24 protein-coding genes are annotated in these 18,988 nt (G+C 58.8%); 21 read left to right on the forward strand and 3 right to left on the reverse strand.

Going from position 1 to position 18,988, the window contains the following annotated elements:
• The first annotated feature begins 13 nt into the window (after positions 1-13).
• The 7 genes from rlmN to OGI63_RS08520 all read left to right on the forward strand — a co-directional run bounded on the left by rlmN (position 14) and on the right by OGI63_RS08520 (position 6,339).
• Positions 14-1,210 (forward strand): 23S rRNA (adenine(2503)-C(2))-methyltransferase RlmN, encoded by a 1,197-nt coding sequence (rlmN, locus tag OGI63_RS08490; RefSeq protein ID WP_004218005.1) that lies wholly within the window; start codon positions 14-16, stop codon positions 1,208-1,210.
• Between the two features lie 119 nt (positions 1,211-1,329).
• Complete coding sequence (locus OGI63_RS08495; RefSeq protein WP_004218004.1) at positions 1,330-1,899, forward strand: TetR-like C-terminal domain-containing protein; 570 nt, start codon at positions 1,330-1,332, stop codon at positions 1,897-1,899.
• A 25-nt stretch (positions 1,900-1,924) separates the two neighbouring features.
• On the forward strand, positions 1,925-2,635 hold the full coding sequence (locus tag OGI63_RS08500; protein WP_012619994.1) for an ABC transporter ATP-binding protein: 711 nt from the start codon (positions 1,925-1,927) through the stop codon (positions 2,633-2,635).
• A complete protein-coding gene (locus tag OGI63_RS08505; RefSeq protein WP_004269089.1) occupies positions 2,622-3,380 on the forward strand; it encodes an ABC transporter permease in 759 nt (252 codons plus the stop codon). The genes OGI63_RS08500 and OGI63_RS08505 overlap by 14 nt, the downstream gene beginning before the upstream one ends.
• A gap of 141 nt (positions 3,381-3,521) precedes the next feature.
• Positions 3,522-4,292 carry an imidazole glycerol phosphate synthase subunit HisF gene (hisF, locus tag OGI63_RS08510; RefSeq protein WP_004218001.1) on the forward strand — a complete coding sequence of 257 codons (771 nt, stop codon included), beginning with the start codon at positions 3,522-3,524 and terminating at the stop codon, positions 4,290-4,292.
• Between the two features lie 71 nt (positions 4,293-4,363).
• Complete coding sequence (hisI, locus tag OGI63_RS08515; protein WP_004269090.1) at positions 4,364-4,777, forward strand: phosphoribosyl-AMP cyclohydrolase; 414 nt, start codon at positions 4,364-4,366, stop codon at positions 4,775-4,777.
• A 2-nt stretch (positions 4,778-4,779) separates the two neighbouring features.
• Complete coding sequence (locus tag OGI63_RS08520; protein WP_012619995.1) at positions 4,780-6,339, forward strand: chorismate-binding protein; 1,560 nt, start codon at positions 4,780-4,782, stop codon at positions 6,337-6,339.
• A gap of 79 nt (positions 6,340-6,418) precedes the next feature.
• On the opposite strand, the gene OGI63_RS08525 is transcribed toward OGI63_RS08520, so the two are convergent.
• From OGI63_RS08525 to OGI63_RS08535, 3 genes are all read right to left on the reverse strand, one after another.
• On the reverse strand, positions 6,419-7,009 hold the full coding sequence (locus OGI63_RS08525; protein ID WP_004217998.1) for a uracil-DNA glycosylase family protein: 591 nt from the start codon (positions 7,007-7,009) through the stop codon (positions 6,419-6,421).
• A 179-nt stretch (positions 7,010-7,188) separates the two neighbouring features.
• Positions 7,189-7,338 carry a hypothetical protein gene (locus OGI63_RS08530; protein ID WP_004217997.1) on the reverse strand — a complete coding sequence of 50 codons (150 nt, stop codon included), beginning with the start codon at positions 7,336-7,338 and terminating at the stop codon, positions 7,189-7,191.
• A 206-nt stretch (positions 7,339-7,544) separates the two neighbouring features.
• Positions 7,545-7,850, reverse strand: a complete 306-nt coding sequence (locus tag OGI63_RS08535) for a hypothetical protein (protein WP_004217995.1) — start codon at positions 7,848-7,850, stop codon at positions 7,545-7,547.
• A gap of 250 nt (positions 7,851-8,100) precedes the next feature.
• Here OGI63_RS08535 and OGI63_RS08540 point away from each other — a divergent pair, with 250 nt between their 5' ends.
• The 14 genes from OGI63_RS08540 (at position 8,101) to crcB (ending at position 18,985) form a co-directional block, all read left to right on the forward strand.
• Positions 8,101-10,185 (forward strand): bifunctional indole-3-glycerol phosphate synthase/tryptophan synthase subunit beta, encoded by a 2,085-nt coding sequence (locus OGI63_RS08540; RefSeq protein WP_004217993.1) that lies wholly within the window; start codon positions 8,101-8,103, stop codon positions 10,183-10,185.
• A 25-nt stretch (positions 10,186-10,210) separates the two neighbouring features.
• Positions 10,211-11,080, forward strand: coding sequence for a tryptophan synthase subunit alpha (trpA, locus tag OGI63_RS08545; protein ID WP_004217992.1), 870 nt, complete (start codon positions 10,211-10,213; stop codon positions 11,078-11,080).
• Between the two features lie 96 nt (positions 11,081-11,176).
• Positions 11,177-12,115: a prolipoprotein diacylglyceryl transferase gene (lgt, locus tag OGI63_RS08550; protein ID WP_004217991.1), complete on the forward strand. Its 939-nt coding sequence runs from the start codon at positions 11,177-11,179 to the stop codon at positions 12,113-12,115.
• 54 nt (positions 12,116-12,169) lie between these two features.
• Positions 12,170-12,835, forward strand: coding sequence for a ribulose-phosphate 3-epimerase (gene rpe, locus OGI63_RS08555; protein WP_004217990.1), 666 nt, complete (start codon positions 12,170-12,172; stop codon positions 12,833-12,835).
• Between the two features lie 96 nt (positions 12,836-12,931).
• Positions 12,932-13,195 (forward strand): phosphoribosyl-ATP diphosphatase, encoded by a 264-nt coding sequence (locus OGI63_RS08560; protein ID WP_004217988.1) that lies wholly within the window; start codon positions 12,932-12,934, stop codon positions 13,193-13,195.
• 63 nt (positions 13,196-13,258) lie between these two features.
• Positions 13,259-14,110, forward strand: a complete 852-nt coding sequence (gene hisG / locus OGI63_RS08565; protein WP_004217986.1) for an ATP phosphoribosyltransferase — start codon at positions 13,259-13,261, stop codon at positions 14,108-14,110.
• A gap of 20 nt (positions 14,111-14,130) precedes the next feature.
• Positions 14,131-14,757 (forward strand): CDP-alcohol phosphatidyltransferase family protein, encoded by a 627-nt coding sequence (locus OGI63_RS08570; RefSeq protein WP_004217985.1) that lies wholly within the window; start codon positions 14,131-14,133, stop codon positions 14,755-14,757.
• A gap of 24 nt (positions 14,758-14,781) precedes the next feature.
• Positions 14,782-15,759 (forward strand): DUF881 domain-containing protein, encoded by a 978-nt coding sequence (locus OGI63_RS08575; protein WP_004269091.1) that lies wholly within the window; start codon positions 14,782-14,784, stop codon positions 15,757-15,759.
• Complete coding sequence (locus OGI63_RS08580) at positions 15,759-16,091, forward strand: small basic family protein (RefSeq protein ID WP_004217983.1); 333 nt, start codon at positions 15,759-15,761, stop codon at positions 16,089-16,091. Before OGI63_RS08575 ends, OGI63_RS08580 begins: the two co-directional genes overlap by 1 nt.
• A gap of 2 nt (positions 16,092-16,093) precedes the next feature.
• Positions 16,094-16,972, forward strand: a complete 879-nt coding sequence (locus OGI63_RS08585; protein ID WP_004217982.1) for a DUF881 domain-containing protein — start codon at positions 16,094-16,096, stop codon at positions 16,970-16,972.
• Between the two features lie 6 nt (positions 16,973-16,978).
• Positions 16,979-17,419 (forward strand): FHA domain-containing protein, encoded by a 441-nt coding sequence (locus tag OGI63_RS08590; protein ID WP_004217981.1) that lies wholly within the window; start codon positions 16,979-16,981, stop codon positions 17,417-17,419.
• A 22-nt stretch (positions 17,420-17,441) separates the two neighbouring features.
• Positions 17,442-18,173 (forward strand): MerR family transcriptional regulator, encoded by a 732-nt coding sequence (locus OGI63_RS08595; RefSeq protein WP_004269092.1) that lies wholly within the window; start codon positions 17,442-17,444, stop codon positions 18,171-18,173.
• 84 nt (positions 18,174-18,257) lie between these two features.
• Positions 18,258-18,611, forward strand: a complete 354-nt coding sequence (locus OGI63_RS08600; protein ID WP_004217978.1) for a hypothetical protein — start codon at positions 18,258-18,260, stop codon at positions 18,609-18,611.
• Positions 18,608-18,985, forward strand: a complete 378-nt coding sequence (gene crcB, locus OGI63_RS08605) for a fluoride efflux transporter CrcB (RefSeq protein WP_004217977.1) — start codon at positions 18,608-18,610, stop codon at positions 18,983-18,985. The genes OGI63_RS08600 and crcB overlap by 4 nt, the downstream gene beginning before the upstream one ends.
• Positions 18,986-18,988 lie beyond the last annotated feature (3 nt).

The following is an 18,988-nucleotide window of genomic DNA, read 5'->3' on the forward strand; positions in this document are numbered from 1 at the left end:
ACGAATAAGGATTATGAGCGATTTCAGAGTGACTGACGACAATCAGGTTTCCGAGACCGTCGAGACCGGCATCACTGAAGGTGGCCGCAGTGGCGCATTCCGTGACGTACTCAGCAAGAACCACGCGCGCCGCGGCAAACCGCCGGTTCATTTCGCCGATCTGACGGACGATGAGCGCATCGCCAAGGCGAAGGAGCTCGGATTGCCCAAATTCCGGGTCCGGCAGCTCGCCAACCACTACTATGGGCACTTTGACGCCGATGCTGGGTATTTCACAGATTTCCCCGCGGGCAAACGCGATGAGGTGGCGCGTGAATTCTTCCCGACGTTGATTCGCGAAGTGACCCGGCAGGTCGCTGATGACGGGCAGACGATCAAGACTCTGTGGGAGCTGTTCGATGGTTCGAAGATTGAGTCGGTGCTCATGCGTTACCCGAACCGCACCACGTTGTGCATCTCGTCGCAGGTGGGTTGCGGCATGGGATGCCCCTTCTGCGCCACCGGCCAATTGGGGTTGACGCGAAACATGTCCACCGGCGAGATTCTCGAACAGGTGCGCATCGCCGCCGCAATGATGGAACGGGGTGAAGTGGCCGGAGGTCCCGGCCGATTGAGCAATGTCGTGTTCATGGGCATGGGGGAGCCGATGGGCAACTATCGGGCGATTGTTTCCGCAGTCCGACAGATCAGCGCGATGCCTCCGGAAGGCTTCGGGATCTCTGCACGCAACATCACCGTATCGACTGTGGGCGTGGTTCCTGGCATTCGCAGACTCGCACAGGAAGGCATGCCGGTGCGGTTGGCGGTCTCGTTGCACGCCCCCAACAACGCGCTCCGTGATGAGTTGGTGCCGATGAACCGTCGCTTCAATGTGGATGAAGTGCTCGATGCCGCACATGACTATTATCTGGCGAGCAAACGCCGCGTGAGCATCGAATACGCATTGATGCGGGGCATCAACGATCAGGAGATCCATGCGCGTCAACTGGCGAACCGGCTCAACCATTACGGTGACAACTGGGCCCACGTCAACCCGATTCCTCTCAATCCCATTGAAGGATCGAAGTGGACGGCATCGAAGCCCGAGGACGAGCGCCGGTTCCTCGAGATTCTGCACAATGCCGGCATCACCGCCACATTGCGTGACACCCGTGGGCAGGACATCGATGGTGCGTGCGGCCAGCTTGCGGCCAAAACCAACAACGCATAATGGGCATATTCTCGGTTCAGGCGGCACCAATTCGGTGTCGCTTTTTCATGCCCAACTTGACATAAGCAGTCTGCTCTTGTAAGGTAACATATGTTACTTAATAGATCGAGGAGATTGCATTGCCGCGTCCACCACGATTCACGCAGGAGGAGGTCGCCGTAGCCGCGTTTGACATTGTTCGCGGTGGGGGCGAGGAATCCCTCACTGCCCGTTCCCTCGCCGAGAAGCTTGGATGCTCGGTCAAGCCGATCTTCGGCCTGTTCGACACCATGGACGAGGTGCGGCAGGCCGTTTGGGAACAGGCGAATGCGTGGTACATCGAGAGGCTTGATGCGGCGATGAGTGCCGGTGATCGACCGCCATATCTGGCCAGCGGTCTCGCATACATCGAGTTCGCGCGCACGGAGCCAAATCTGTTCACGTTGCTGTTCATGCATCGGCGCACACCTGAGCAGATGGAACAATCCAGCATCCAACTGCGTCCGGTGATCGAAATCATCGCCAGGCAATTGGGTGTGGGGTATGACGAAGCCTATGCCTTCCATATGCGAATGTGGGTGTATGTGCATGGCATCGCCTCAATGATCGTCACCGGTTATCTCGACTGGGACGAGGCATTCGCGGAACATTCCCTTTCCGACATGTTCCATGCGCTGAGCGAGTACACGGAAACGAAACAGGGGGAGTGAGATGGACGCCATATGAACCGTCGACCTGACCAAGACCTTCGGCAGCCTCACCGCAGTCGACAAGCTCAATCTCACCGTGGCGCAGGGGGAGACCTTCGCATTGCTCGGCGTGAACGGCGCGGGCAAGACGACGACGATCTCAATGCTATGCGGATTGACCAAACCGACGAGCGGCAACGCATACTTGCTGGGAGAATCGGTACTGACCGATGCGAAGCGCATCAAGCCGCAGATCAATCTCTCGCCCCAGGAAACGGCCGTGGCGCCGAATCTGAGCGTCACCGAGAATCTCAGGCTCATCGCCGGAATCTATGGGCAGTCAGCGCAGCAGGCCAAGGCGAGCACACAGCAGGCACTTGATGAATTCGGACTCAATGCGGTGGCCTCCCAGAAAGCACACACGCTCTCCGGTGGCATGCAACGCCGGCTCAGCATCGCAATGGGCCTCATCACCAATCCGAAGATTCTGTTCCTCGACGAGCCGACGGTGGGACTGGATATATTCGCCCGTCGTGAGCTGTGGAATGTGATCAAAGGGCTTAAGGGGCGGGTGACGATACTGCTTACCACGCATTACCTGGAAGAGGTGGAGGCGCTGGCCGACCGTATCGCCATCATGGTCGCCGGCAGGACCATCGCCATCGGCACCGTGGCCGAGCTCAAGAAGCAAACCGGTGAAAACAATCTGGAAGACGCATTCGTGAAACTGGTGGGAGGGAACAATGAGCTGGCATAGGACGTGGTTGTTCGCGCGCCGCACCATGAAGGAAATCATGCGCGATCCGGTGAATCTGTTCTTCGGTCTCGCGTTTCCGGTGCTCCTGCTGTGGGCATTGTCGTTGATATACAAGCAGGTGGGCCAGATTCCAGGTGCTGCGACAATCTCCGGCGATGAGCTGGCCGCGGCCATCTCCGCCTATGCGCCGGTGTTCGTCTCGTTGTTCTCCGGCATGCTGATCGCCAAGGATCGCACGTCGTCATTTCTTACACGCCTGTTCGCCTCGCCGATGACCGCCGCGGATTTCACTCTCGGGTATTCGCTGCCAATGCTCGTGGTGGCGCTGGCGCAGTCGCTTGTCACGTTCCTGTTCGCCGGGCTATTCGGCCATCCGATCGGCGTGCGTATGTTGCTTGGGGCGATTGTGGTTTTGCCGACGGCGCTCATGTACACGGCGATAGGCTTGCTGTGCGGCACGCTGATGAGCGACAAGGCCGTGGGTGGTGTGTGCGGCGCGATGCTCACGACAATCGCGTTCATTCTCGCCGGAGTCACGGTGCCGATTCAGATCATGGGACCGACATTCCAGGATATTGCGAAGGCATTGCCGTTCTACAATGCCGCGCAGTCCGCTGTAGCGGCTGTGGGCGGCGACTACGGGAGAATCTGGCCGCATGTATGGATTGTGACTGCGTATGCCGTGGGGTTCTGGCTTGCCGCGGTCATCGTATTCGGTCTGCGCAAACGCAATGTGAACCGGTAGTTGCCGGTATTCCTGAGGAATATATGCAGGGTCGCGATATCACAATATGGGCGCCCCATAGCAAGCACATGGCGATGTAACAGGGAATCGGTACTCTAGAGCACGGTATGCAAGTCCCAAGATGAAACGGAGAGCATGAGCATGTCGTTGGCGGTACGTGTGATTCCCTGCCTGGATGTCGATGACGGACGTGTGGTCAAGGGCGTTCATTTCGAAAACCTCAGGGATGCCGGGGATCCGGTGGAGCTCGCAGCGGAGTATTACCGTCAGGGGGCCGATGAGCTCACGTTCCTCGATGTGACCGCCTCGAGCTCGCATCGTCAGACTATGGTTAACGTCGTCACGCGCACCGCGGAACAGATTTTCATTCCGCTCACGGTCGGAGGGGGCGTGCGCACGCCCGAAGATGTAGATTCGTTGCTGCGCTGCGGTGCGGACAAGGTGAGCGTGAACACCGCGGCCATTAACGATCCGACGCTGATCAGCCGCGTTGCCGAGCGTTTCGGCAATCAGGTGCTGGTGCTGTCGGTGGATGCCCGGCGTGAGCGTGGGGAGCAGCATACGCAATCCGGATTCGAGGTCACAACGATGGGTGGCCGTAAATCCACCGGCATCGACGCCCTGTGGTGGGCGAGGCGTGCCGAGGAGCTGGGTGCCGGCGAGGTGCTGCTCAATTCGATGGATGCGGATGGCACGCAGCAGGGCTTCGATCTGGAGATGATCCGTGCAATGCGCGAGGTGGTGTCTATTCCGATCATCGCCTCCGGAGGCGCAGGAAAGGCACAGGATTTCCCGCCTGCCATCGCCGCCGGCGCGGACGCCGTACTTGCCGCATCAATCTTCCACTACGGCAAGGTTACAATCGGCGAGGTCAAGGACGAGTTGCGCCGTGCTGGCTATGCCGTGCGCTAGAGAGGCCGAAGGGATGCCCTGGATGCTCCCCGGCCACCAATTGAATGAACGCCTACAGCATTGGAGCAGGCATGAGTTATGAATCTGAAATCGTATACGACAACACCAAGACGCTGGATCCGCGTATCAAGGACCGTCTCAAATACGACGACAAGGGGCTGGTCTGCGCCGTCATCCAGCAATACGATACCCATGAGGTGCTCATGGTGGGGTACATGGACGATGAGGCATTGCGTCGAACCCTTACCACTGGTCGAGTCACGTTCTGGTCGCGATCGCGGCAGGAATACTGGTGCAAAGGAGACACGTCCGGTCATGTGCAGTATGTGAAGGGTCTCAGCCTGGATTGCGACGGCGACGCCATTCTCGTGGAAGTTGATCAGGTGGGTGCTGCATGCCACACCGGCAAGCGCAGCTGCTTCGACGAGGGTGGGCCGTTGCCGGTGGTCATGGGCGAGCGCGAACCTCGGGAGGAGACAGAGTGAGCATGCAGGACTCCAGTAGTGTGAAGAATCTGGGTTGGGGGGAAACCTGGCCGTCGCGCGAGCGGTTCCATGAACTTGCCGGTGAAGGGTACCGCATCATCCCCATCGTACGCAGGATCCTTGCCGATTCGTTGACCCCCGTGGGGTTATATGAACGTCTTGCAGGGCACCGGTCGGGGACCTTCATTCTCGAATCCGCCGAGACTAATGGCACCTGGAGTCAGTACAGCTTCATCGGCGTCAATTCCATGGCCCAGTTACGTTCGAATCAAGGCGAGGCCGATTGGCTGGGAAAGGTTCCTGTCGGTGTTCCTCTCACCGGAGACGTCATCGATGTGGCGCGTGCGACACTCGATGTGCTTAGATCGCCGAAAGTGGAGGGCCTGCCGAATCTGACCAGTGGGCTGGTGGGCAATGTCGGATGGGATGCCATTCGGCATTGGGAACCGACGTTGCCTGCGAATGCGCCCGATGAGACCGAGCAGCCCGAGCTCACGTTGGCTTTGGCCACCGACATTGCCGTGGTGGACCACAAGACGGGATCCGTGTGGCTCATCGCAAACGCCGTGAACGTGGACGACAAGCCGACCCGTGCCGATGCCGCTTACAACGAAGCGGTTGCGCGCGTCGGGCAGATGGAGATCCAGGCCGCGACTCCGGCGCAGGACGAATTCCGCGTCAACGTCGTAGACACATCCATTCCCCAACCGCAGCTGCGCTTCCGGACGGCGAAGGAAGATTTCATCGCGATGGTCGAACGATCACGCCGGCACATCATCGACGGAGACGTGTTCCAGGTGGTGGGGTCGCAGCGTCTCGACATCGATTCGCCGGCCGATCCCTTCGACGTCTACCGTGTGCTGCGCACGCTGAACCCGAGTCCATACATGTACTTCATGACGCTCACCGATGCGAAGGGCCGCGTTTTCAACGTGATCGGATCTTCTCCGGAGACACTCATCAAAGTCGACAACGGATTGGCGATGAGTTTCCCGATTGCGGGGTCACGCCCGCGAGGCAAGACCCCGGAGGAGGACGAACGTCTCCATGACGAGTTGCTTGCGGATCCGAAGGAGCGCAGTGAGCACATCATGCTCGTCGATCTTGCCCGCAACGATCTGAGTCGTGTCTGCGAGCCGGACTCGGTGGAGGTGGTTTCCCTGATGGATGTGTTGCGCTACAGCCACATCATGCACATCTGTTCCACCGTCACCGGACGTGTGCTGCCGGGACTTTCCGTGATGGACGTGTTCACATCGGCATTCCCGGCAGGTACGTTGTCGGGCGCGCCGAAGCCCAAGGCCATCGAACTCATCGATCAGATGGAACCAGCGGATCGCGGCATATACGGGGGTACTGTCGGTTATTTCGATTTCTCCGGCAATATGGACATGGCCATTGCAATCCGCACTGCGTTCATTCGCGATCACAAGGCGAGTGTGCAGGCGGGAGCCGGTCTGGTGCTCGACTCCATTCCGGAGAACGAATGGATGGAGACGCGCAACAAAGCGAGTGCGAGCGTCGAGGCGATCAAAATCGCGGCACAACTCAAACAGGTGTGAGCGCCCGCATATCGAAGTCCCCCGTATTCGTCGTCACAACGAATACGGGGGACTTACGTCATTAGAATCGAGTGATTTCTCACTTGCCAAGGATGGCGTGCACATGCTCGCGCAGTGCCGGCACCACCGTCTCATCGAACCACGGATGCTCGGTGCGCCAGATGTCGGTCCGGCCCGACGGATGCACGATGGGGAAGTACTTGGGCAGGTATTCCTGGAAGTGCTTCACCGTGTCCTCAAGACGCGCCTTCGACCATTGATTGAGGTAGTACTTCACGGCATTCGATCCGGCCAGAATCGTCAACTTGACATCCGGCAGCAGCTTCATGATCTCTGGGTGGTAGGTTGGGGCGACCCACTCGCGCGGCTCCTCCATGCCCTTGTCTCCAGGCACGTCGCCAAGATAGTAGAAGTCCATTGGCACGAGTGCGAATTTTCCGGAATCGTAGAACGTCTCTTTGTCCACATCGAGCCATTTGCGCAGGGTGTCACCGCTGCGGTCGTTCCAGCACAAGCCGCGCGTCTGCGCGTCCAGACTCGGTGATTGCCCGACTATCGTGATGAGCGCGGTGGACGGCGCCGAGAAAACCGGCTTCTCACCGCGCTTCGTGAACTCCGCGTCACGCGGGTCGTCCATGATCTGCTTGGTTATCGATTCAATCGTATCCATATACACTCCTTAGCATGTCTCCACCAGACCGGCTTAGCACGTTCTGGGCAAACCGGCGCGGAAACGTGGCCCGCTTCTGCCAACGGCGTCATGCGGAACGCTCTGCGGTTCAAAAGGAAAAGGCGTGAACCTGAGGTTCACGCCTTTCATTGGATTCGAAGCGGTCTGGTGACGCGATGTCACTTGGACTGGTCCTCGTGATCCTTCTTGAGTTCGTCGAGCTTGGCCTCGGCCTTGCCCTTGAGCTCGCCGGCCTTCATCTTGACCTCGTCTGCCTTGACTTCGGCCTTGCCCTTGAGTTCACCTATCTTTTGAGCCATATCACTCATGATTGGCTCCTTTCGTTTGTGTGTGCCTGTATGGCACTCCATCCATTACAGCATGTTCGGCAAATTACCAAACGGATTGTTCGTCGAGAGCAATGGGGGATTCGTGCACGGTGTGGGCCCCGGACATACCTGCTATGGGGGTCCAGTGGAGTATGAAAAAGGGACATGCATGCACGTCCCTTTCAGCCGGAAAATGTGGAGCGGAATCAGCCGAGCTGGGTTCCGAAGCGCTCGTTGAGCTCCACCTGATCCTCGGTGGCCTTGGCTTCCTTGGCGGCTGCCTTGCCTTCGGCCTTGTCCTTCTTGTCATCGGCCTTGTCGGTGATCTTCTCGAGCTTGGCATCCGGGTCGTCAGCGGCCTTGACGATCTTCTCGTCCTCCTTGGCAATCACCTTGGCAGCATGGTCCTCGGCACGCTCGGCGCGCTTTTCGTCACGCTCCGCCTTGTGCTCCTCGTGCTTCTCCTCCATGCGATCCTTGAATTCCTCGAAATGTTCCTTGATGTCTGCCATAATCGGTTCCTTTCATCAGTGATGTAGGCTATGTCTAATTAGACCACCATTTGCGAATGCATAGATGGCATTCCGCTTTTGAGCGTAATTCCCTCGCCGTGTGTGATTCGGTGTTATGCGTCGAGCCGTATGTCGCCGGCGAGAAGGAACAGACCACGATTCAGACGTCGACATGCGTTCGTCACCTGCATTCCGTTACAGTGACTATGACGGGAAGGGCCCGTTGAGCCATCGCATCCCAAGGAGGAGCATGTCGGTTTTGGATGAACTGGTAGCGGGGGCACTCGAAGACAAGTGCGACCGTGAACGCGTAACGTCGTTGGAAGAGCTCAAGGCCCGGGCTGCCTCGGCTCCGGCTCCCCTCGACGCGAAACGATGGCTTAGGCGTCACGACGGCATTCCGGTGATTGCCGAAATAAAGCGTGCCTCGCCGTCGAAAGGGCATCTCATCGATATAGAAGACCCTGCCGCTTTGGGCCGACAATACGAACAAGGCGGTGCGAGCGCAATCTCGGTGCTCACTGAAGGCCGCAGGTTCCTCGGGTCTCTTGACGATGTCGATGCCGTACGTGCCGCTGTGCACATCCCGGTGCTTCGGAAGGATTTCATCACCACGGATTACCAGATCTGGGAGGCGCGTGCGCATGGGGCGGACATCGTGCTGCTCATCGTCGCGGCGCTTGACGACACCCAGCTGGCGCATCTGCTGAAGCTCACGCATGAACTCGGTATGACCGCCTTGGTCGAAACGCATACCCGTGAGGAAATCGAGCGGGCCATCGCGGCCGGCGCGCGTGTGATCGGCATCAATGCGCGCAATCTGAAGGATTTGCGCGTCGATGTGGGCAAATACACCGAGTTGGCGAGCAATCTGCCCGAAGATGTGATCAAGGTGGCCGAGTCCGGTGTATTCGGTGCCGTTGAAGTTGAGGATTATGCCCGCGCCGGAGCCGACGCTGTTCTGGTGGGAGAGGGCGTGGCCACCGCCGATGACCCGCGGCTGGCCGTGGAACGATTAGTGAAGGCAGGAGAACGAGTGAAAGCTTCTGAAACCACTCCGTTGAGCGAACATCATGGCCCGTATTGGGGGCAGTTCGGCGGTCGCTATGTGCCGGAGGCGCTTATCACCGCCCTCGATGAATTGCAGCGTGTGTACGACGACGCGAAAGATGATCCCGAATTCCACAAGGAGCTCGCCACGCTCAATAAGCGCTATGTGGGACGTCCTTCACCGCTCACCGAGGCGCCGCGATTCGCCGAACGCATCAAGGAACGCACCGGACTCGACGCCAGAGTGTTCCTCAAGCGTGAGGACCTCAACCATACCGGTGCCCATAAGATCAATAATGCGATCGGGCAGGCACTGCTCGTCAAGCGCATGGGCAAGACCCGCGTGATCGCGGAGACCGGAGCAGGACAGCACGGCGTTGCCACGGCCACCGTGTGTGCGATGCTCGGTCTCAAGTGCCGCATCTACATGGGACAGATCGACGCACGGCGACAGGCGCTCAACGTGGCCCGCATGCGCATGCTGGGCGCCGAGGTGGTCGAAGTGACACTTGGTGACCGTATTCTCAAGGACGCCATCAACGAGGCGCTGCGTGATTGGGTCACCAACGTCAAAGACACCCACTATCTGCTTGGTACCGTCGCAGGTCCCCATCCGTTCCCGGAGATGGTGCGTGACTTTCAGAAGATCATAGGTGAGGAGGCGAAGGAGCAGCTGGCACAGTGGTACGGCATCGATCATCCCGATGCGATCTGCGCCTGCGTGGGCGGCGGTTCCAATGCCATCGGCATCATGAACGCCTTCCTCGACGATCCGCGCGTCAACCTCTATGGTTTCGAGGCTGGCGGCCACGGTCCGGACTCCGGCCAGCATGCCATCCGTTTCGCACCGGGAACCGGTGAACTCGGCATGTTCCAGGGGGCCAAAAGCTATCTGCTTGGGAACTCTGAGGGACAGACCCTTGACACCTACTCGATTTCCGCAGGCCTTGATTATGCGTCCGTTGGCCCAGAACACGCATGGCTCAAGGAAATCGGACGTGTGAACTATTCATGGGCGACCGATGAGGAAGCGATGAACGCGTTCAAGGATCTGTGCGAGACCGAGGGCATCATTCCAGCCATCGAGAGCTCCCATGCCGTCGCCGGCGCCTATAAAGCGGCACGGGATCTCAAGGAGAAGGGCTATGAGCATCCGGTGATGATTGTGAACATCTCGGGACGCGGCGACAAGGACATGAACACCGCCGGCAAGTGGTTCGGATATCTCACCGATGAGCAGGCAGCCGCACTCGAGGCGAACGGTGCGACCGGCAACAACGCGTGAACGAGTAAGTGGAATAGGAGCAGATATGACCGAATACAACACCACGCCAAGCGGTCAGCCGCTTGGAATCAGCCATCGTCCCAGCCCATGCCGCGAGCTGTTCACACGGTTCAAAGCGCAGGACAAGCCTGCATTCATTGGGTACCTGCCATTCGGATTCCCCACGATGGAACAGTCACTCGAGGCCTTCGCCACGATGGTCGAGAACGGTGCTGACATTGTCGAGATAGGACTGCCGTATTCCGATCCGGTGATGGATGGCCCGGTGATCCAGGCCGCCAGCCAGATCGCCCTGAACAATGGCGAGCGCATAGCCGATGTGTTCAAGGCCGTGGAGACGGTGGCCAATGCCGGTGGAGTGCCGCTCATCATGAGCTACTGGAACCTCATCTACCATTATGGGGTTGAACGCTTCGCCGCTGATTTCGCGAATGCAGGAGGCGCAGGCCTTATCACTCCCGATCTCATTCCCGACGAGGCAGGGGAGTGGATCGAGGCGTCGGACCGCCATGGGCTCGATCGCATCTTCCTTGTTTCCCCCGACTCCACCGATGAGCGTCTGCGGGTGGTGTGTGAAAACGCCCGGGGATTCGTCTATGCGGCATCGCGCATGGGCGTGACTGGCGAACGGTCGAGTCTAGGGACTTCCCCGGAGGATCTTGTGGCCCGGACCCGTAAGGCCGGGGCCGAGAATGTGTGTGTGGGCATCGGCGTCTCCACCGCTGCTCAAGGCAAGGCCGTCGGGCAGTATGCAGACGGGGTCATCGTTGGATCCGCCTTGGTCCACACCCTGCTCACCGAGGATGGCGATGCGCGCGAGCTCACCTCAGGTCTGGCTGCGTTGGCGGCCAAGACCGCAGAACTCGCCGAGGGCATCCACAACGCACGCCTGTAGCGGCACGCTATTGGTTGGCGGCCGGGACAATGAATCCGGCTGCCAACCAATACCGGTCCTATGCCGATATCGGTTCTCCACGCTATATTCGAGCGTATGACGACTCTTGCCTACATTCCCTCGCCATCCATCTCCCAATTCCATGTGGGATCGCTGACGATTCACATCTATGCGTTGACGATGCTGCTGGGCATCATTGCCGCGGTATGGATCACCGGCGAACGTTGGAAGAGATTGGGAGGCACTTTCGACCAGATCTTCGACACCACCCTGGTGGCGGTGCCATGTGGCATCGTCGGTGCACGCCTCTACCACATCATCACCACTCCGGAACGTTTCTTCGGCCCGAATGGCGACTGGGTCGAGATGTTCCGCATATGGAACGGCGGTCTCGGCATCTGGGGCGCCATCCTATGCGGCGCACTGGGTGCATGGGCATGGTGTCGCCATAAGCATTATCCGATGGCATTGCTGGCGGATTCCATTGCGCCTGCGCTGCTTGTCGCCCAGGCGATCGGTCGCCTTGGCAACTGGTTCAACCAGGAGCTGTACGGCAAGCCCACCACGCTGCCATGGGGGCTCAAGCTCAACATGAACGGCAGTGCCATAGGCAACAGTGAGACCTGCTATGACGGTGCGAGCTGCCCGACCGGCACGCTGTTCCATCCGACCTTCCTGTACGAGATGATATGGAATCTCATCGGAGCCGCCCTGATCATCTGGATCGGCCACCGACTTGCGAACAGGCTCAAGGCCGGATCCCTGTTCGCGCTGTATGTGATGTGGTACACCCTTGGGCGCACCTGGATCGAGATGCTGCGCATCGACTTCTCCCACGAGATTCTCGGACTGCGCGTCAACGTATGGGTGTCGATCATTGTGTTCATGCTCGGAGCCGTCGCCTTCATCGTCATCCAGCGAGTGGGAAGTCCCACCCAGCTTCTCAGCGACAAGCTGCATGCCCAGACCGAATTGGAAGCCAGACGGGAGCAGTCGCCGCAGGATGCAGGTGGCTCCGGCCGCAATGCGGGCTGAATATGGCCGCTCAGACGTCTCACCTGGTCGATTACTGTATTTAGAATGGCAACCATGGATATTAAAATCGCACCAAGCATTCTGTCCGCGGATTTCTGCAATCTCGAACGCGACCTCGAGCGCATTTCGAATGCGGACATGGTTCATGTCGATGTGATGGACCACCACTTTGTCCCGAATCTGACCATTGGCGAACCGGTTGTCAAGCGCATCTGCGAGGTCACCGATCTGCCGGTCGATGTGCATCTCATGATTGACGATCCGGACCGCTGGGCTCCCGGCTATGCGGAGCGTGGCGCCCATTCGGTCACCTTCCACATGGGGGCCACCCATGCGCCGGTGCGTCTGGCACGCCAACTGCACGACATGGGATGCGAGGCATGGTTCGCCGTACGTCCCGCCGAGCCGGTCGAACCGATCTTCGACATTCTCGAGGAATTCGACACCATTCTCATCATGACGGTGGAACCGGGATTCGGTGGCCAGAAGTTCCTCGCCAACCAGATGGGCAAGGTGCGCCGCCTGCGTGACGAAATCACACGTCGTGGCCTTGACACGAACATTCAGGTCGATGGTGGCGTGAGTCCGAAGACGGCGGCAACCGTGGCCCAGGCCGGCGCGAATATTCTCGTCGCTGGATCCGCGGTCTATGGCGCCGCTGATCCAGCCAAGGCGATCAACGAGATTCGCGACACGGCCGCCGCCGCCTACCGCGACTGATTCGCAACTTGCCGCACGTCGAAACGGCGTGCGGCACATTCATGCCCATACCACGTGCCACACTGGGTAGCACGTGTACGTTCGATTAAGGAAACCATGAAGACATTCGAGTCGCTGTTCGCCGAACTCAGCGAAAAGGCCGCCAACCAGACCCCAGGTTCACTCACCGTGGACGAACTTGGCAAAGGCACCCATTTCATTGGCAAGAAGATCATCGAAGAGGCGGGCGAGACCTGGATCGCCGCCGAATACGAGGGTGCCGAGCGCACCGCCGAGGAGATGAGCCAGCTCATCTACCATCTGCAGGTCATGATGATCGACCGTGGCATCACTCTCGACGACATCTACAAGAACCTGTAAGCAAATACCCGCCGGGGCGCCGGTCGCATGCGGCGCAAGCGTGGGGAGGAAGTTGGAGGAATCATGCTGAGAATCGCAGTGCCAAACAAGGGCATGCTTTCCGAGCCGGCATGGGCCATGCTGTCTGAGGCCGGATACACGTTGCGGAGCAACCCACGCCAACTGGTGGTGGAGGACCCCGACAACGACGTCGAACTGTTCTACCTTCGTCCACTGGACATCGCAGTGTACGTGGGCATGGGCACCATCGATGTGGGTATCACCGGCCATGATCTGCTGCTCAACTCGGGAACTGATGCGCAGGAGGAGATGAACCTCGGTTTCGGAGGATCCACGTTCCGTTTCGCCGCTCCGCAGGACAGCCCGATCACCACGCTCGACGACGTCGAAGGCAAGCGGGTGGGTACCTCCTTCGACAAGCTTGTGCATGACTATCTGACCGAACACGGCATCAATGCGACGCCCATACATTTGGATGGCGCGGTGGAATCCTCGGTGCAGCTTGGTGTGGCTGATTTGATTGCAGATGTCGTTTCCACAGGTACCACCCTGCGCAACGCCGGTCTGCGCATTTTCGGGGAACCGATTCTGCACTCGGAAGCGGTGCTCATTCGCTCGCCGCGGTTGGACCCCCAGGACGAGCGCTTGGAACGGCTCGAACGCCGCCTGCATGGTGTGCTCACGGCCAAGCGCTATGTGCTCATGGACTTCGATATTCCCGTGGAGAAGATCTCTGCGGCCGTACAGATCACGCCCGGCTTCGAAAGCCCCACCATCTCGCCGCTTCATGACAAGCAGTGGGCAGCGGTGCGCGTCATGGTGCCGAAAGCCAAGGTGAATCAGCTCATGGATCAGTTGTATGAAGTCGGCGCACGCGGCATCATCGTCACCGCCATCCAGGCGACGCGAATGTGAGTCGCTTGGATGTGACGCCCATGGATCTCAAAGAGAAGTTCAGCCGGAAGAAGTACAGTCCGGAACCGCGTGACGTGGTGTTCACCATACCAAACATCATCAGTCTGTTGCGCATCATCTCCATTCCGATCATCGCATGGCTCATCACCGAGCACAGCATGGTATGGGCTCTGGTCGTGCTGGCGTTGTCGTTCGCCTCTGATGGGCTCGATGGTCTCATTGCGCGTAAATTCAATCAGGTGAGCAAGATCGGCCAGTTGCTCGATCCAATCGCCGACCGATTGCTCATCCTGTGCTCCATTCTGGCACTCGGCATCTGCCATGTGGTGCCTTGGTGGATGCTCATTCTCGTGGCTTTGCGCGATGTGACAATGGCCGTGCTCACCGTGGTTCTCGCGCAACATAACTATGGGCCGCTCCCAGTGCACTTCGTAGGCAAGACAGGCACCGCAGTGCTCATGATCTCGATCGTCGGCCTCATGGTGGCCGATATAGAACGTCAGATGCCCGTGTTCGAAATGCTGCACTATGCGGCTATCTCCTGTGCGATTTGGGGCATAGGACTGTACTGGATGGCCGGAATCCTGTATATGCGTCAGGGTATCGGGCTCCTACAGGCGGATGGACGTCAAAAAGCAGTCAGGTAGGTAAATCAGAGAGAGGACGCGCAGTTGACCCGCGAAAACGGCATGCCTGAAGTGTTCCCGGTGAGCGTTGAAGATCCGCCGGTTCGCAGGCGTGCCGTTTTTTCGTCCGCATACGCCCGTCTCGACTCACATCACACCGAGATATCACGTGGTGGGGTGATGCCGCCTCGGCGCCGGGGCAAACACTACGATGCCTCGCTTCGGCTCATCGACGATCTAGTGAACCGTCCGATGGACGCCCTCTACAACGATTCGAGACTGGTTACCAAACCGGATTCGAAACTCACATTCTGGGGCACGCGCATTATCGTGCTCATCATATGCGTGGCCGTCGGATTCGCGGGATGCCTGTTCGTGCGCCTGCTCAACACCGATCCCCGCAAACAGGTGCGTCAACAGTTGGCGTCACAGCTTGAGGCGCAGAATACTCATATCGACGAACTGGAGAAGCAGATTGCGGATATGCGCGCAGATGTGGACCGCCAATCGCAATCCGCATTGCCCTCCCAAGTGGAGCAGGAGGTGCGGCGCAACGAAGCGGCTGCCGGCGCCACCGCTGTCGAAGGCGAGGGCATTGTGCTCACCGTTGCCGACCCGATGGTGACGAACAGCAATGCGCAGGAAGGATCGTTACCTCGAGAGAAATCGACGAACCGATTGCGCGTGGTCACCGACACCGATCTGCAATTGCTCGTCTCGCTTATGTGGAAGGCAGGCGCCGAGGCGATCTCCATCAACGACAACAGGCTTGGGGTGCAGACGTCCATACGAACCGCAGGCAACTCCATACTCATTGGCACCACACCGGTTTCAAGTCCATACCGCATTCAAGCCATAGGCAATAAGAACGAGCTTGCGAATAGAATGGGGCAAAAGGAGCTCTCGACACTGTACCAGGAGTTCAAGGACGCCGGTATGACGTTGCAGACCAGCAAGGAGAATATGATTCGACTCAAGGCGGCAACACCCGGTCAGGTTTCAAATGCGAAGGAGATACGGTAATGGCAGCAGTGCTCGGTCTGATCATCGGCGTTGTAGTCGGTCTGTTCGTGAAACCAGACATTCCGATTTGGCTCCAACCGTATCTTCCGATCATGGTGGTGGCGGCACTTGATGCGTTGCTTGGCGCGGCACGTGCCTACTTCGAGCGCAGCTTCTCCGACAAGGTGTTCGTGATCTCGTTCTTCTCCAATGTCGTCACCGCAACACTCCTGGTGCTCCTGGGCAACCAACTTGGTGTGGGGTCGCAACTCTCCACCGCTGTCATCGTCGTGCTTGGCATCCGCATCTTCTCCAACGTCTCGGCAATCCGCCGTTTCATCTTCCAGGGGTGAGTATGGGCGAAGCGAATGGGCACGAGAACAAACCGATTCAGTCAGCCGGGACGCCTCCTGAACCACCCAGCGGCATCCATGTGAAGAAAATCCTCTCTCAGCAGAAAAAAGACCGGCAGAATGACAAACTGCCAACCGGTGCATTTCCGGCGGTCAGGAAAGCGAAACCGAAGAAGCAGATTTCCGGACGCGCACAATCCATTCGCGCGCGGCTGCTGGCCAGTGTACTTGTAGCGGCATTGTGCGCACTGCTGTCGTTCGGGTACGTGATCCAGGTGAACAATACGGATATGACGTATGAGACGATGACCGAGTCTGAACTCACCCGTATGCTCGGCGAGACGAACACGCAGGTGCAGCGCCTTGAAGAGCGACGCACCGAGCTCAGCCGGCAGCTCACTTCACTGCAACAGGCAGCCGATAAGGAGGCCGAGGCGAACCGCATCGCCAAGGAGAACGAGGAGTCCAGCGGCATTCTCTCAGGTCGGCTTCCCGCGGAGGGTCCCGGTATCATCGTGCATATCTCCGCCGGCACCAAGGCGCCGATCGATGCGGCGACCATGTTCAACCTCATCGAGGAGCTGCGCAACGGAGGTGCAGAGGTCATTGCCATCAACGATGTGCGGGTGGTCACCTCCACCTACATCAGCGAAGGTGCGAATGGCCTCATATGTGACGGCAAGGCACTCAACGCGCCATACATCGTCAAGGCCATAGGGGAGCAGAACAACCTTGCGAATGCGGTGAACATGGCCGGTGGCGTCGGCTCGAGGCTTACGGTGAAATTCGGGGCGAGTGTGAACGTCGAGACGTCCGATGACGTGAAAATCACCCAAACGCAGCCGGTGACCAACTATAAGTACGCAAAGATTGTAGAATGAGGAGTTATGACTGATCCAATTCCAAGTGCAGGCGAAACCACCATCATCGGCATGCCTGCCATCCAGATTCCAGTGACCACCAGCGGTGAGCGTCCGTTGACGCAGGAGGATCTGCAGACCATCTCCAGACTGGCGGACGACACGGCTCTGCTTATCGCAACACGTGGCGCTCTTTCCGGTTCGCGTTACCTGCTCGATGAAGACGAGGTGACCGTAGGCAGGGACCCGCGCGCCGACATTCTGCTCGACGATTCCACGGTCTCGCGCCAGCATGCCGTGTTCCGCCGCGAAAACGGCGCTTACACGGTGATTGATGCCGGCAGCCTCAACGGCACCTATGTGAACCGGCAGAGGGTCGACAAGGCGACGCTCAAGAATGGCGATGAGATCATGATTGGCAAGTTCCGCCTGATCTATTTCACGAACAGCGCGGTGCGTAACATCTGAGCATTGAGCCGCACGCCCTGCAATGGAGTCGAATCGGGAGACACAAGCACAGCGGGAAGGTCGGAATGACGGCCTCCCGCTTTTCGTGGATGTCCCATTGCTCGATGTCGACGATTCCATGGTGCAAGGGGAGTTGTTTCCGGACTCCCTGCTGGAAACCGAGCAGGTTCGCATGGGGTATCGCGGATCTGCGGCGTCACGGGCGGCCGGCATCACATACCGGCAACTCGACTACTGGGCGCATAAGCATATCGTGGAGCCATCGGTCACCGCATCGCACGGTTCGGGGTCGCGACGCCTGTATTCCTTCAACGACGTACTCATGCTCGCCGCATGCAAGAAATTGCTCGACCTTGGCGTGAACTTGCAGAACATATCGCAAACATTGCAGTTCCTGCGGGCCTACCGCTCCACGCAGCTCTCCCACATGGTCATCGTCTGCGACGGGGAGCATGTGCGCGCCTGTGAGGGTGAGACCATGTTCGCCGATGTCCTGCAGCATGAATCCGCCGTGTTCATCATTGCCGTCGGGGCGTTGTTCCGTCAGGTGGAGTCCAGTCTGGCGGCCGCCGAATCCGTTGCTGTCACCTCCGATGTCGCCTTGCGGCACCTGAGCGTCGATTCCGATGGACCGTTGGCTCGTCTGCCGATTGTCGCGAAAGGCACCAGACTGCATCACCGGGACGCGCACGTCGAGCCTCCGTATCGCGATGTGCCCTTGGACATCGATGGGCATTCGTACGCCGTGGCGTAATATATCAATGTGCATGAAGACGAGGGGAGTGATATGAACGCCTTACCTGCCATTCTATGGATTGCAGCAGCGCTCTGTGCAGTCATGGTGTGTGCGGTCACCGTGCACTGCAGCCATTTCGGGCGCGCGGATGTTGTGGTCAAACCAGTCAGTTGGGCCGTGATCATCGGCCAGCTCACCACCTTTGTCTTGTTCGCCATGCCGTATTTCCTGTTCCTGGCGAACAAGGACTCGATCGGCACCCACCCACGCTCGCTCTACGAACGGTTGGGATGGCCCTCCGCGGTGGTTGCCGTGGTGTTGGTGTTCGCGGAGTTGGCGCTCATGTATGTGCAGGCTCGGCGTGCCATGCGTTTCGAACCGGCGCACGTCGAACCATTGCCTGACGATGGTGACGCAGACGGTGATGAGACCCATGAGGGGATGTCAATCATATGATCTGGCCGAATCTAAGTGCGGTGGCTGTTGGCGCATTCGCCGGCGGCTGTTTGCGCTCATTGGCCTCAGGCTGGCTTAACCGCAAGGACTACGCAATCCCATGCGGCACCCTGTTGGTAAATCTGGCCGGTTCGTTGCTCGTGGGCATCATGCTGGGGGTAGTGGCCATGGGGTCTGTGGCCGAGCCATGGAAAGCTTTGCTGATCACGGGATTCTGCGGCGGTCTGACCACGTTCTCCACCTTTACGTCGGAAGTCGTGTCGCTGTTCGAAGAGCACAGTACGGTTCGCGCGTGGATCTATTGGATTGGCAGCGTCGTGGCAGGCATTTGTTGCGTGGCGTTTGGTTTTCTTGTCACCAGAGCGTTTGCGTAGGGG

Source organism: Bifidobacterium sp. KRGSERBCFTRI (assembly GCF_025908335.1).

Bases quoted from the DNA above. Each gene is read 5' to 3' on its own strand.
- rpe (WP_004217990.1), top strand. From the start codon at position 12,170: ATGGATATTAAAATCGCACCAAGCATTCTGTCCGCGGATTTCTGCAAT.
- OGI63_RS08540 (WP_004217993.1), top strand. From the start codon at position 8,101: ATGTCGGTTTTGGATGAACTGGTAGCGGGGGCACTCGAAGACAAGTGC.
- hisG (WP_004217986.1), top strand. From the start codon at position 13,259: ATGCTGAGAATCGCAGTGCCAAACAAGGGCATGCTTTCCGAGCCGGCA.
- OGI63_RS08570 (WP_004217985.1), top strand. From the start codon at position 14,131: ATGGATCTCAAAGAGAAGTTCAGCCGGAAGAAGTACAGTCCGGAACCG.
- OGI63_RS08560 (WP_004217988.1), top strand. From the start codon at position 12,932: ATGAAGACATTCGAGTCGCTGTTCGCCGAACTCAGCGAAAAGGCCGCC.
- OGI63_RS08585 (WP_004217982.1), top strand. From the start codon at position 16,094: ATGGGCGAAGCGAATGGGCACGAGAACAAACCGATTCAGTCAGCCGGG.
- OGI63_RS08505 (WP_004269089.1), top strand. From the start codon at position 2,622: ATGAGCTGGCATAGGACGTGGTTGTTCGCGCGCCGCACCATGAAGGAA.
- OGI63_RS08530 (WP_004217997.1), bottom strand. From the start codon at position 7,338: ATGAGTGATATGGCTCAAAAGATAGGTGAACTCAAGGGCAAGGCCGAA.
- OGI63_RS08535 (WP_004217995.1), bottom strand. From the start codon at position 7,850: ATGGCAGACATCAAGGAACATTTCGAGGAATTCAAGGATCGCATGGAG.
- hisI (WP_004269090.1), top strand. From the start codon at position 4,364: ATGAGTTATGAATCTGAAATCGTATACGACAACACCAAGACGCTGGAT.
- crcB (WP_004217977.1), top strand. From the start codon at position 18,608: ATGATCTGGCCGAATCTAAGTGCGGTGGCTGTTGGCGCATTCGCCGGC.
- OGI63_RS08520 (WP_012619995.1), top strand. From the start codon at position 4,780: ATGCAGGACTCCAGTAGTGTGAAGAATCTGGGTTGGGGGGAAACCTGG.
- rlmN (WP_004218005.1), top strand. From the start codon at position 14: ATGAGCGATTTCAGAGTGACTGACGACAATCAGGTTTCCGAGACCGTC.
- OGI63_RS08595 (WP_004269092.1), top strand. From the start codon at position 17,442: ATGGAGTCGAATCGGGAGACACAAGCACAGCGGGAAGGTCGGAATGAC.
- hisF (WP_004218001.1), top strand. From the start codon at position 3,522: ATGTCGTTGGCGGTACGTGTGATTCCCTGCCTGGATGTCGATGACGGA.
- OGI63_RS08600 (WP_004217978.1), top strand. From the start codon at position 18,258: ATGGTGTGTGCGGTCACCGTGCACTGCAGCCATTTCGGGCGCGCGGAT.
- OGI63_RS08525 (WP_004217998.1), bottom strand. From the start codon at position 7,009: ATGGATACGATTGAATCGATAACCAAGCAGATCATGGACGACCCGCGT.
- trpA (WP_004217992.1), top strand. From the start codon at position 10,211: ATGACCGAATACAACACCACGCCAAGCGGTCAGCCGCTTGGAATCAGC.
- lgt (WP_004217991.1), top strand. From the start codon at position 11,177: ATGACGACTCTTGCCTACATTCCCTCGCCATCCATCTCCCAATTCCAT.
- OGI63_RS08590 (WP_004217981.1), top strand. From the start codon at position 16,979: ATGACTGATCCAATTCCAAGTGCAGGCGAAACCACCATCATCGGCATG.
- OGI63_RS08580 (WP_004217983.1), top strand. From the start codon at position 15,759: ATGGCAGCAGTGCTCGGTCTGATCATCGGCGTTGTAGTCGGTCTGTTC.